This is a genomic window from Mastigocoleus sp. MO_188.B34, from assembly GCF_030065675.1.
Lineage (GTDB): Bacteria > Cyanobacteriota > Cyanobacteriia > Cyanobacteriales > Nostocaceae > Mastigocoleus.
In genome coordinates this window covers 1-13,725 of record NZ_JASJDK010000071.1, presented here as the reverse complement: position 1 = coordinate 13,725, position 13,725 = coordinate 1, and the positions used below count along the sequence as shown (strand labels likewise).

Here is a 13,725-nt window from a genome sequence, read left to right as displayed (position 1 = left end):
GTGAAGATGACTAGTCAGATAGGTGAAACAGCTTTTGAAATTGCTATTATTGACTCCTTAATTAAGGATGGTGGTTATCAACTTAGCTACACTGAAAACTTTAGCCGCGAATTAGCCTTTGACAAACCTACTGTTCTGGAATTTGTTCAAAACTCCCAGCCAGAAGCGTGGCAAAAGCTGGAAGGGATTCATGGCTTACTGGTAGAATCAAAATTTATCCAGCGCCTCTACAAAGAATTAGAATTTCGGGGTATGCTGGATGTACTTCGCCATGGTATTACAGATTACGGGGTACGCTTCAAACTGGCTTACTTCAAACCCCCCAGTTCTCTCAATCCTGAAACTTTAGCTCTATACAACAAAAACATTCTTACCGTCACCCGCCAGGTGCATTACAGCAGCAAGAACAACAATTCCCTGGATTTAGTGCTAAGTGTTAATGGCTTACCTGTTGCCACTATAGAACTTAAAAATCAGTTTACCGGACAGGAAGTGCAGGATGCCAAAAATCAGTATGTGACAGACAGGGATAATCGCGAACTCCTGTTTCAATTCAAGCGACGGGCGTTAGTACACTTTGCCCTCGATCCGGATGAAGCCTGGATGACTACCCGGATTGACGGTAAAAACACCCGCTTTCTCCCCTTCAATCAAGGTTATAACAAAGGGGCTGGTAACCCGCCTAATCCTAATGGTTACAAAACTGCTTATTTGTGGGAAAATATCTGGGCAAAAGACAGCTGGCTGGACATTATAGGACGTTTTTTGCACCTGGAACAGGATACGATTGAAGTTAACGGTAAAAGTGTTAAGAAAGAAAGCTTGATATTTCCCCGCTTTCACCAACTAGATGTAGTTCACAGTCTCACCAGGGATGCTAAAGACAAGGGGGCGGGACATAATTATTTAATCCAGCACTCTACCGGCAGTGGTAAAAGTAATTCTATCGCTTGGCTGGCTTATCAACTCGCCAGTTTGTATAACAGTCAGGATAAGCGGGTTTTTGACTCAGTAATTGTCATTACAGATAGAAAAGTCTTAGACAGACAACTACAGGAAACCATTTATCAGTTTGAGCATAAACAAGGTTTTGTCAGAAAAATTGATAAAGATTCTTCCCAGTTAATCCAGGCTTTGGAAACTGGTACAAATATCATTATTACCACCCTGCAAAAATTCCCCTTCGTCTTAGATAAAATCAGCCAGTTGCCCAGCCGCAATTACGCTTTGATTGTGGATGAGGCTCACAGTTCTCAGGGCGGAGAAACCAGCAAAAAGATGAAAGAAGCCCTCAGTATTAACGATTTAAGTAGCTCGGCAGCAGAAGATGGTGCCAGTGAAGTGGAAGCGGCAGACAATACAGAAGAAGATAATATCAGAAAATCAATGCAGGATCGCGGTCAGCAGCCAAACTTAAGCTTTTTTGCCTTCACCGCTACACCCAAGCCAAAAACTCTGGAAGTATTTGGCACCATTAACAGCCAAGGTCAGCCTGAACCCTTCCACTTATATTCTATGCGCCAAGCTATAGAGGAAGATTTTATTATGGATGTCTTGCAAAATTACACCACTTATAAAACTTACTTCCAGCTATCTAAAGCCATAGAAGATGACCCGCAAATCAGTAAAAGGAAAGCCAGTCGGGCTATAGCCAGATTTATTTCCCTGCATCCTCATAATTTGGCTCAAAAAATTGAAGTGATAGTAGAACATTTTCGCCAGTGTGTGATGCACAAAATTGGTGGCAAAGCCAAAGCTATGTTAGTCACTCCTTCCCGCCCCCATGTAGTTCGCTACAAAGAAGAGTTTGACAGCTATTTGAAACGTAAAGGTTATACAGATATAAAAGCCTTAGTAGCTTTTACCGCCTTTACTGACAAAGAAACAGGTATTAAATATACAGAAACGGACATTAATGGTTTTGGGGACAAAGAAGTACCAGAAAAGTTTGAGAAAGAATACCAGTTCCTAATAGTAGCAGATAAGTACCAAACTGGTTTTGATCAGCCTTTGCTGCATACGATGTACGTGGACAAAAAACTGTCTGGAGTGAAAGCGGTACAAACCCTTTCCCGCCTGAATCGTACTTGTCTAGGTAAGGAAGACACCTTTATTTTAGACTTTGCCAATGAAGAAGCTGATATCATTCAATCCTTCCAGCCTTATTACGAGCAAACCAGTCTTGAGTCAACTACAGACCCCAACAGATTGTACGATTTAAAAAGCAGACTAGATAGTTATCAGGTCATTGAATATAGTGAAATAGATGAGTTTGCTAAAGTATTTTTCAAATCCAGAGAAAAAGCCAGTACTAAAGACCACAGCCAGCTGCACCGGATTGTAGATGAGGCAGTAGAACGTTTCAAAGAAAATTTGGAGCAAGAGGAGCAAGAAGAATTTAAAAACAGCCTGGGGGTATTTATCCGTTTATATGCCTTTTTGGCTCAAATCATGCCCTTTGCCGACGAGGAACTGGAAAAGTTCTATGCCTATGCCCGTCTTTTACAAACCAAGTTACCCAAACGGACGCAGAGCGAAATCTTTAAACTGACTGATGAAGTAGCCTTGGAATATTACCGATTGCAAAAGATTAGCGAAGGTAGGATAGTCTTAGAAAAAAATGCCTCCTCTTTCCTCCAACCCAGCACAGAAGCTGGAATACCCAGAGAAAAAGAAGAAAAAGCCAAGCTGTCTGAAATTGTTGATATTTTGAACAGAAAATTTGCTACTGATTTTACCGAAGCAGACAAATACTTCTTTAGCCAGATTGAACAGTCACTGGTTGAAGATAAGCAGTTAGAACAGCAGGCTAAAAATAATTCTATTCAGAATTTCAAATATGGCTTTGAGGAGATATTTCTAGATAAACTGATTGAGCGAATGGATTTGAATCAGGATATTTTTACCAAAATTATTGATGACAAAGAATTTGGTGATGCAGTCAGAGAGTGGGTTTTAACAAGAGTATATAACAGGTTCAAAGCTATTTGAATTGAAGCTGATTCACGAATTCAGTAATTTCTCTAACTCCTTATCCCACTTTGCAAGCAGTTTCTCAAGCAGCTCCTGCTTCTTGGGGTCATTTAAGACTTTGCAAGTTTTCAGTTTAGTAGAAACAGATTTGATTTGGAATGTTTCTTGAAATTCTTTGTGTGACTTAAGTTCTTGGATTTCTAGCATGTTGCGATTGCTGAGTAGTTGAAAATTGTAAAGTAAAATTAGTTGACACGCACTACTCTATCAAAATCAATCGCAAGATTTTAACAGTTGAGCAAAATTTAGAGAGATTTCCTTAGCATATTTTCGTAAATTCTAATTATACAAACAAATATTCCAGGCTTAATTTTGCGTTTTCCTGGGTTATATCAAATCCGTGAGCATCGGAATTATATATTTTGTACGCACAGAGGTGTAGAGTTTTCTCAATCACCTTTTAAATCATTCCAAAGCAAACGGAAACGATATTACGTACAAATAAAACTGTTAATCAAGCCTCAAGGAATCGCAATTATTCTCAAATACTTAATCATGACCTCATTACCTATCAAATCTAACATCCGTGGTGAAATCAAGGGATTTCTCCAGCTTGCTGTTCCCCTCGCAAGCGCTCAAGTCGCTCAATCTGCTACGGGTTTTGTTGACTCTATCATGATGGGTCATTTAGGAGCAGAAATCCTTGCAGCAGGAGGATTAGCAGCTTTAACCTTTCAAATGTTTCTGGGTGTTGTCAGTGGAGTTGTTATGGGTGTAAGTCCCCTGGTAGCTGAAGCTTTTGGAGCAGGTCACAAAAAACGAGTTGGACTAATAGCTCGTCAGGGTATGGTGTTATCCATAATACTTAGTATTCCCACAATGTTAATGGTGGGGGGTTTTGATAGTTTAATGGGCAAACTTGGACAATCACCAACCACCATTACCTTAGCAAACCAATATTTAGACATTATATTATGGGGGTTTTTCCCGGCTTTAGGCTTCGCAATGCTGCGAGGTGTTCTCTCCGGAATTTCTCAAGCAGCTCCAGTGATGATAATCGTAATTGGGGGAACATTTATCAATATTCTTGGTAATTACATTTTGGGGTTTGGTAAATTTGGACTTCCCCGGATGGAACTAGCAGGTTTGGGTTTATCAAGTGCTGTTAGTCTGTGGTTAATGTTTCTAGCTGTGGTGTTCTACATCATGGCACACAAAAAATTGCAGACTTACCGCATCTTTGCAGACTTATGTAGATTCAGACCCCAAATTCAACTTCCAGTTCGACTTCCAATGATTCGGAAATTAGTAGGAATTGGTGTACCAATGGCTATTGCGATCGCCTTCGAGTTCGGATTATTCGTGGTTGTAACTTACTTAATGGGTGTATTAGGAACTGATGTACTTGCAGCACATCAAATAGTTTTACAAACCATTGTGATTATTTTTATGGTTCCCCTGGGAATGTCTTATGCTACAACCGCTCGGGTTGGTCAGTGGTTGGGACAGCAAAATATCATAAGTGCAAAAAATTCGGGATATGTAAGCATTTCTATGGCGGCTATTTTCATGGCGTTTACTGGAGTTGTGTTATTTACCTATCCAGAACAAATAATCAGTTTATATGTGGATGTGAATAATCCGGAAAATGCAAATATAGTCAAAATTGCCACATCAATCCTAACAGTAGCTGCTTTCGTTCAAGTATTTGATGGAGTACAAAAGACAACTATGGGAGCGTTGTACGGATTGCAGGATACTCGCATACCAATGTTGCTAAATATTGCAGTATTTTGGGGAGTTGGGTTAACCACCGGCTATTTATTAGGATTTCAGTTCGGTTTGGGTGGTGTAGGTTTGTGGATTGGACAATCGATTGGTGTGACCGTAGCATCTGGAGTTTTTATGTGGCGTTTTCGCAAGCTTACCGGTAATTTTAATCTAATCAAACAAAAGAGCAAAATCTAACAAGGATGACGAATAGCTTCTCAAACAGTTTCCCACTCAGTACTTCCGACAAAAACAGTTGCTCCACTTTCTAAGTTGCTATCCATTGCCGCATTAACAATAGCACGAGCAAAATCTTCAATATTAGGTAAAGAACCTGCACTTTTGCGGCGATTTTCGAGTAAATCCGGGTGTTTGCGCTGCATTAGCTTAGGAGTAATAGTACCTTCAATAAAGTCACCACTAACCACAACTAGTTTAATTCCTTTGGCTGTTAATTCTGGAATGCGATTACGCAGAGCTTCTTCACCAGCTTTTTTGCTTTTTGCTACTGATTCATACATTGGGTAACCAGGTTTTTGACCATAAAAATGAGCAAGGTGACTGGTAATAAAAACAATGCGTCCACCTTCTGGTATCAAGGGTAAGAATAAGTCAACCGCACGGGACTGGGCGGTAAGATTAATTTGCATCGCATAATCATCAGGCTTATTCTTCTCCATTCCACCACTTGCGTTGAGGAAAAGGAGATTGAGATGACCAAATTCCTTCTCTACTAATTTCATCATCTGGGTCATTTCACTCTCATCAGTAATATCAGCTTGAGTAAGCAGAGCTTTACGACCATTTGCACGAATAGCATCAGCGACTTCAAACGCCCGATGACTTTTGCTACGGTAGTTGATTACCACATCAGCCCCAGCAGAAGCTAACATTCGAGCAATGCTTGCACCAACACCTCGCGATGCTCCCGTTACCAGAGCAACCTGACCACAAAAATCACTCATTACTTTTCTCCCTCTAATTAATATGGAAAATCAAAGTCTTTTACAGACCAGTCGGTCTTTTTTGTTGCAAAATAAGAACAAACATTATGCATTTAGAAACACGATTATATACTAACGAAAATTAGAGAATGTACAAGCGACTAATATACATTAACCGTCACCATTACCCAATCGCCAATCCCCATATGACGCTGTCGCGTCACGCTTCGCTAACGCCAATCCCCATAACTCTTTGTTTTAACTTTCTTAACTCATGCATAGAAAATTTAATCAAACGTTACAAATAACTCGTGCCAGAATAAGATTGGAGGGATAAATACTTATTTAATAGGAGACGAGTTATGGTAGTACTTACAGATAAAAGCGAGAAAAGACTTACTATACAAACTACCGATATTGCTGCTGACACCACAACAATTCGTTCTCTTGACTGGGATAGGGACCGCTTTGATATTGAGTTTGGTTTGCAAAATGGTACTACCTATAACTCGTTTCTCATTCGTGGTGAAAAGATAGCTTTAGTAGATACCTCTCACGAAAAGTTTCGTCAGCTTTATCTCGATACCCTTAAGGGACTGATAGATCCTAAAGATATTGATTATTTAATTATCAGCCATACAGAACCCGATCATAGTGGTTTAGTTAAAGATGTTTTAGAACTTGCACCAGATATTACTGTTGTTGGTTCTAAGGTCGCAATTCAGTTTCTGGAAAATCTCGTACATCAACCATTTAAAAAACAAATCGTTAAAAATAGCGATCGCATCGATTTAGGAAACGGACACGAAATCGAATTTGTAATTGCGCCAAACTTGCATTGGCCAGATACAATATTTAGTTACGACCATAAAACCCAAATCCTCTACACTTGCGATGCTTTTGGGATGCATTATTGCTCTGATGCAACCTATGACGACGATTTAGAGGCAATATCACCAGATTATAAGTTTTATTATGAGTGCTTAATGGCTCCTAACTCCCGTTCAGTCATGTCTGCTTTAAAGCGGATGGGACAGTTGGAAACCATTGGCGCGATCGCCACAGGTCACGGTCCACTTTTGTGGCACAATGTTGATGAATTAGTGGGACGCTACCGGACTTGGAGTCAAAACAAAACCAAAGCAGAAACCACAGTCGGGATATTTTTTGTTTCTGAATACGGTTACAGCGATCGATTAGCCGCAGGTATTGCTACAGGTATTACTAAGACTGGCGTAGCAGTGGAAATGATAGACTTGGGTGGCGAAGTTGATTTACAAGAGTTAAGAGAATTAGTCGGACGTTGTGCTGGAATTGTCTTGGGAATGACTCCAGCTTCCGGTGGTTCCAATATTCAAGCAGCCTTAAGTACAATTTTAGGTTCTGCCAAAGAAAAACAAGCTGTAGGTGTATTTGAAACTGGCGGTGGTGACGATGAACCCGTTTATCCCATCCTGAATAAATTCCGGGATTTGGGTCTAAAAACAGCCTTCCAACCGATTCAAATTAAAGAAACACCCACAGAAAATACTGATAAACTCTGTGAAGAATCGGGTACTGACCTAGCACAGTTAGTAACCATCAAGAAAAGCATTAAACAAATGAAATCTTTAGATGCTGACCTTGACAAAGCTTTGGGAAGACTCAGTGGCGGATTGTATATTATTACAGCTAAGAAAGGCGACGTTAAAAGCGCCATGTTAGCATCTTGGGTAAACCAAGCCAGCTTTAAACCCTTAGGAGTTTCCATTGCTGTTGCGAAAGATAGGGCGATTGAATCCCTGATGCAAGTTGGTGATACATTTATTCTTAATGTTTTAGAAGAAGGTAATTACCAAGGTTTAATGAAACATTTCCTCAAGCGTTTCGCCCCTGGTGCGGATCGTTTTGAAGGTGTAAGAACTCAAACTGCTGGAAATGGTTCGCCAATTCTTGCTGATGCTTTAGCATATATGGAATGTGAAGTAGCTTGTAGAATGGATTGTGGCGACCATTGGGTGATATTTAGCACAATCTCTAACGGAAGAGTCGCCAAACCCGATGCTTTAACAGCAGTTCACCACCGCAAAGTAGGAAATCATTATTAGGCGATTGGGGATTGGCGATAGGCGTTAGCGCCTAGCGTAAGCGTACCGTAGGTATTGCGTGGCGTTAGCCATATGGGTAATAAGTAATGAGTAATGAGTAATGAGTAATGAGTAATGAGTCAGGAATTTTCTTATTATCTCCAATTCCCAGTCGCTAATCCCTAATCCCTAATCCCTAGTCGCTAATCCATAATCCCTAGTCGCCAATTCCCAACCACTTATGTCAATAACAAAACCTCGTGACGTTCAAGTTTTCCCAGTTGGTACTAATACCAGAGTATTGCGATCGCGCAGTTGGGCAAGGTTAAGATTTGAAATTGAATATGCCCTTGCTAAGGGGACTACTGCTAATACATATTTAATAGAAAGCGATAAAGTTGCTTTAATTGACCCTCCGGGAGAAACTTTTACAGAAATTTTTCTAGATGGACTAAAGTCGAGAATCGATATTACAAAAATTGATTATGTAATTATCGGTCATGTAAATCCCAACCGGGCGATAACTTTAAAAGCTTTATGGGAACTTGCACCCCAAATAACTTTTGTTTGTTCTAACCCCGGTGCAATAAGTTTACGCAAAGCTCTTGCGACTGAAGATTCTTCAGAAACAAAAGATTTACCGCTTAAGGTGATGCGGGGAGATGAAATCCTCGATTTGGGTCAAGGTCATCAATTAAGCTTTATTCCGACCCCAAACCCCCGCTATCCCGACGAAATTTGCACCTATGATTCCCGAACAGAGATTCTCTTCTCTGATAAATTATTTGGCGCACATATATGCGGTGACCAAGTCTTTGACGAAGGTTGGCAAGCATTTCAAGAAGACCGGCGCTATTATTATGACTGTTTGATGGCACCCCACGCCCGTCAAGTAGAAAAAGCACTGGATAAATTATCTGAATTTCCGGCTCGACTTTATGCTCCGGGACATGGTCCTTTAGTACGTTACGGTTTAATCGAACTTACTAAATCCTATCGTCAGTGGAGTAAACAACAGACAACACAAGATACCAACGTTGCTCTAATTTACGCTTCAGCTTACGGTAATACTGCTACCATAGCCCAAGCGATCGCCCGTGGGATTACTAAATCCGGCGTGAGTGTAGAATCAATTAATTGTGAATTTGCCGATCCAGAAGATATTCGCACAGCAGTGGAAAAATCTGCAGGTTTTGTGATTGGTTCTCCAACTTTGGGGGGTCACGCACCAACACCTATACAAACTGCTTTGGGTATTGTTTTATCCGCTGCAACAAAAAATAAACTAGCTGGGGTATTCGGTTCCTTTGGTTGGAGCGGGGAAGCAGTCGATATCATTGAGAGCAAACTCAAAGATGCGGGTTATAAATTTGGGTTTGATGCAATTAGGGTTAAATTTAAACCTAATGACCATACCCTGCAAACCTGTGAAGAAGCAGGAACTGACTTCGCTCAAGCTTTGAAAAAAGTTAAAAAGGTTCGCGCCAAAATTCAACCTGCAAGTAATCTTGAACAAGCAGTGGGACGGGTTGTTGGTTCTCTGTGTGTGGTCACTGCAAAACAAGGAGAAATGTCCGGTGCAATGTTAGCCTCTTGGGTTTCCCAAGCTAGCTTTACTCCCCCCGGTTTAACCGTTGCTGTTGCAAAAGACCGCGCAGTAGAAACGTTAATGCATTCTGGAAATTCCTTTGTGCTTAATGTTTTGCAGGAAGGGAATCATCTTGGGTTAATGAAACATTTCCTTAAACCCTTTTCCCCAGGACAAGATCGTTTTGCAGATGTTGCGACCGAAGAAGCCGAAAATGGTATTCCCTACCTGAAGGATTCTTTGGCATATATTGAGTGTTCTGTCAAAGACCGGATGGAAGTTGGCGACCATTGGTTGGTATATGCAACTGTAGATAATGGTCAAGTTCTGAATAATGATGGGGTTACAGCCGTTCATTACCGGAAAACAGGAACGCATTATTGAGTAAAGAGTAAGGAGTAAGGAGTAAGAAGTAAACAGCAAGGAGTAAGAAGTAGGGTGTTTTAGGCGCGAAAGAAAAAATGTCTGACATTGGTCACCTTTATTCTCGCGCCGTAACGCACCGCCACATAACATTAAGATACAAGAGCGATCGCTTGACAATTAACACAACTGTCACACGTTTTTTTAAAGTCTGCACAGTATCTTTACATGTTGATTTTATGGGGGGTATGGTCAAATTACTTTGAATAGACATCTCCGGAAAAGAATGTAGAGACGTACCAGAGGCTAACGCCGACGCCGCAGGCTCTGGTACGTCTCTACAAGGATTTTGGGTTACACATATTTAATTTCCGGAGAGGTCTAATAAAGTTCAAAACGTTTAATTAACGTTCATGAAAATAAACTCAAGATAACTGTTTAGTTTGCAGTTATTAGCAACTTCTATATGAAAAAATAATTATACTAGGTAAGTGTAATCACAGAATTTTCTGTTCACTCTATCATCAGTATGATCAATACCAGTTTTTGGCGAACTGCTTACCAGCGATTTAAACCAGAGGAAGCTCTAGTAACTCCTGAAGATCTGGAAAGTTTTTACGTCCAGAGAGACAATAGTCCCGTAGATAAACTTGTCAGTTTGCTGGAAATGGAAGATGATCCAGCAAAATTTCTATTAGCGGGTCATCGGGGTGGAGGAAAAACCACTGAGTTGCGACGACTCCAACAAAAACTAGCTAATAATTACACTGTTATTTGGATTGATACGCAAGCTGCTTTAGATAGATATAATATCGGCTATGCAGAAGTTATAGTTTTAATTGGTTTAGAAATTGCACGTCAGGCGATTCAACCTAATTGGTTATTTCACAACAAAGACAAATTATTAGGTGATTTGCAAAATAGCCTCAAAACTATAGTTTATAAAGATAAAGCAAATGAAGAAGACGGTTTAAAGTTACCTGATTTTATTGCAAAAGCTGGATTAATTCTCAAACGTGGTTTAACTAGGGAAGTAACTAAAACTCTCAATGTCCGTCCTTCATTAAGTGACATTATTACTAAAGTTAATAATATTATCCAAGCTGCAGAAAAAGAGTAGCAGCAAAAATTAGTGATTATTGTTGATGGTTTAGATCGTCATGACTTAGCAACAGCTTTGGAGATGTTTTCTAGTCCCCTATTGGTAGAATTAGAATCCCATATTATCTACTCTATCCCAATTTTTTTGCGATATTCTCCAAATTTCCGTCAGCCGATGGAAAGTTTCCAGAAATGTTTGGATTTAAATAATCCCCCAGTATTTGAATGCGATGAAAATTTACGTCCCACAAGTAATCCCAATCAAAATGGTCGAGAAATTCTGATTAATGTTATCAACAGACGTCTTATTAGTTTAGGCGATCGCTACAAAGGTTTATTTAATCCCGATGCGCTGGAATTAATTTGTGAGAAAAGTGGCGGTGTAATGCGAGATTTGGTGAGATTAGCGCGCACTGCTTGTGAAATCGGGTTGCGGAATCGGTTGGGTTTAATAGATTTAGAAACTGCAAAAGAAGCAGTACAAGAAATCCGTAAAGAATACAATTTAAGCGATTACCATTATCCTGAACTCGATAAAATCCACCATACTGGTCAATTAACAACGACGACACATAGCTTACCTGGTAAAGGTGAGTTTATTATTTGTGACGAGCTTTTACAAAATAAATTAGTATTAGGTTATTACAACTCAAGACAACAGTCTTGGTTTGATATTAATCCGATTTTGCTGGAAGATTTGCAGCGTTGGCAAGCTGCTAATAATAAACTTGAAAAGCATGACTTCCCATCAATAATTACTCAATAAAAATTGCTAAATATAAATCAATACAGTTCAGTTAAGACTTTTTTTGAAAAAAATACCACTGTAGAGACGCGACAGAGCCTGCGGCGTCGGCGTTAGCCTCTGTCGCGTCTCTACCAAGAAATTTAAGCTTATCTGTTCACGTAGTGCGGATAACCGTATTGAAATATAAATTACAAAACAGACAAATTACCAAATAAACGCTGGTATTGCATATGCTTTCTCACGATTCTACCAACTCTCTAAAAGAAGCTGACAAAGCAGAATTAAATAAATTAGTCAGCGTATTGGAAATTTCTAGCAGTACAACAATTATTGGTAGAGCAGTTAATGCATCCATCTTGATGTCATACCTCAACTTGCACATTCTATAACCCTTATATAGCAAAGTTTTTAGCCGAAACAAGATAAGCGTGTACGCAGGACATATTTTGACTTCCCCTTATGCTGCAGTTTTTACATGGACAACATTGTACAGATGAAATTCGTTGCCAGCTAAACCTTCCCAATAGGGTTTATCTGGGTTGAAACCAGGTTGTTTGAGAATTGCTTCAAACGCTTCTTGGCTCTCCCATTGACCGTAATTAAACATCCGGTTACCATCCAAACTACGATGAAATGTTGCTGAAAGTAACCCTGGTGAACTCATTGCGCGTTCGAGTTCGCTGGAGGTGCGCTTGACCATTTCGGGTTGATTAGCTGGTATCATCCGAAATTCAGCAAGATGTGTCACCCTTTCCCCTGGGACAATTTCTACCTCTGCTGATACTGACCTACTCGCGGTCACCTCCAGTAACAGTGAATCAGGTGGGAAAAATTCATTAAAAACTGTTGGACGCGGTAAACTGCGATGGTCAAATTTAGGATTCCACTGACTGTAGGTGAATACTCTAACTCCATCTAAGCTTTTATGCACGCTGGCTGATTTAAAATAAGGATTGGAAGTCCATGATGGAATTTGTTCCTCAATGATCGCTTCTATCAATGCTGCTTGATGCTTTGGTGCGACAGCAAACAGATCCAATCCAACTGTGATGGTGTTATTTCAGTCGATGCATATCATATAAACCCTTCGCTGATACCTTTTACCATCGGATATTCTGACAGGAGTATTTTATAATTTCAAGAAATATCTTCCTTGAGATATGTGTCTTCCGGAAGATTTATTGTACTTCAAAAATAGAATTAGACAATAAATAGATATCTCCGGAAAAGAATGTAGAGACGTAGCAGAGCCTTTGGCGTCGGCTTCGCCTCTGCTACGTCTCTACAAGGATTTTGGGTTATACATATTTAATTTCCGGAGAGGTCTAATTCTTAGCCACCATTTAGTCTCAAAATATTGATATAAAAGCGCTACTTAAAACTTTAAATCCATGAATTATGTAGCAAAGTAGTTACACTTTTCTAGATATATCTTTATGCAGCCCAAACTTAACGATATATTTTTTATCCTCATATCTATCTATTTAGAAATTTGTTGGTATTGCTACATAAGTGACTGAAATCCTCCGATAATTGCGATCTAAATCACAGTTTAATTAACAAAAATAATATTCACATCACCGTGATTCAAATCTCATATTACCAATAAATTATTAACAGCAAAAAATAGTTTTTATCCGAAATAGGGAAAAAACAAACTGTATATAAATTTGTTGTAAAAAGAATAATCTAAATTTAGAAAAAAATGCAAATTTAGAAAAAAGTTACCTCTACCTTTTGGTCTATATTTTTAGATAAACATAATTTTGTATTATCTATCACTTTTCAACTGGTTAAAAATCAATTTTAATACTCAGTTATATAAGTTAATTGGTACTGCCCAAACAAAATTTATGACCTCTGAAACTTTAATCCTTAATGATTAATTGTGAATTAAATAACATTAAAATCCAACTTAATCGGAGGATTTAAGAGGATTAAATATAATATTTTTTGGACTATTACTCTTCATTGAAATCAGTAATATTTTCATAAAATTGCATACTAGTTCTCAGTTACCAGTTACCAATTACCAGATATCTATAAATAGCATTAGTGTGTATCTCTTTAATTTTTTCGCTGTCCACACAATATCAACTCTATGGTGAATGATATGATTAATGTTTCAAAGATATCAACAAAAATAACAAAAGAAAATTATTCTTCAGTCAA

At 39.1% G+C, this 13,725-nt stretch carries 9 protein-coding genes; 7 read left to right on the top strand and 2 right to left on the bottom strand.

Annotation, left to right across the window (positions count from 1 at the left end; translation table 11 throughout):
* Nucleotides 1-6: 6 nt before the first annotated feature.
* A complete protein-coding gene (locus tag QNJ50_RS17190) occupies nucleotides 7-2,991 on the top strand; it encodes a type I restriction endonuclease (protein WP_300637373.1) in 2,985 nt (994 codons plus the stop codon).
* 537 nt (nucleotides 2,992-3,528) lie between these two features.
* Nucleotides 3,529-4,941, top strand: coding sequence for an MATE family efflux transporter (locus tag QNJ50_RS17185; RefSeq protein WP_300637371.1), 1,413 nt, complete (start codon nucleotides 3,529-3,531; stop codon nucleotides 4,939-4,941).
* 20 nt (nucleotides 4,942-4,961) lie between these two features.
* Here the strand turns inward: QNJ50_RS17185 and QNJ50_RS17180 are convergent, their stop codons facing one another.
* Nucleotides 4,962-5,708, bottom strand: a complete 747-nt coding sequence (locus QNJ50_RS17180) for an SDR family oxidoreductase (RefSeq protein WP_300637369.1) — start codon at nucleotides 5,706-5,708, stop codon at nucleotides 4,962-4,964.
* Nucleotides 5,709-6,049: 341 nt separating this feature from the next.
* On the opposite strand from QNJ50_RS17180, the gene QNJ50_RS17175 reads away from it, so the two are divergent.
* The 5 genes from QNJ50_RS17175 (at nucleotide 6,050) to QNJ50_RS17155 (ending at nucleotide 11,942) form a co-directional block, all read left to right on the top strand.
* A complete protein-coding gene (locus QNJ50_RS17175; RefSeq protein WP_300637367.1) occupies nucleotides 6,050-7,774 on the top strand; it encodes a diflavin flavoprotein in 1,725 nt (574 codons plus the stop codon).
* A gap of 220 nt (nucleotides 7,775-7,994) precedes the next feature.
* On the top strand, nucleotides 7,995-9,725 hold the full coding sequence (locus tag QNJ50_RS17170) for a diflavin flavoprotein (protein ID WP_300637365.1): 1,731 nt from the start codon (nucleotides 7,995-7,997) through the stop codon (nucleotides 9,723-9,725).
* A 508-nt stretch (nucleotides 9,726-10,233) separates the two neighbouring features.
* Entirely contained in the window at nucleotides 10,234-10,824 is a 591-nt protein-coding gene (locus QNJ50_RS17165) for a hypothetical protein (RefSeq protein WP_300637363.1), read from the top strand.
* 12 nt (nucleotides 10,825-10,836) lie between these two features.
* The gene (locus QNJ50_RS17160; protein ID WP_300637361.1) at nucleotides 10,837-11,571 is read left to right on the top strand and encodes a hypothetical protein; all 735 of its coding nucleotides are present in this window, start codon (nucleotides 10,837-10,839) and stop codon (nucleotides 11,569-11,571) included.
* Between the two features lie 212 nt (nucleotides 11,572-11,783).
* Entirely contained in the window at nucleotides 11,784-11,942 is a 159-nt protein-coding gene (locus QNJ50_RS17155; protein ID WP_300637359.1) for a hypothetical protein, read from the top strand.
* A 68-nt stretch (nucleotides 11,943-12,010) separates the two neighbouring features.
* Here QNJ50_RS17155 and QNJ50_RS17150 read toward each other — a convergent pair whose 3' ends face one another.
* Nucleotides 12,011-12,592: an antibiotic biosynthesis monooxygenase gene (locus QNJ50_RS17150; RefSeq protein WP_300637357.1), complete on the bottom strand. Its 582-nt coding sequence runs from the start codon at nucleotides 12,590-12,592 to the stop codon at nucleotides 12,011-12,013.
* Between the last annotated feature and the right edge of the window lie 1,133 nt (nucleotides 12,593-13,725).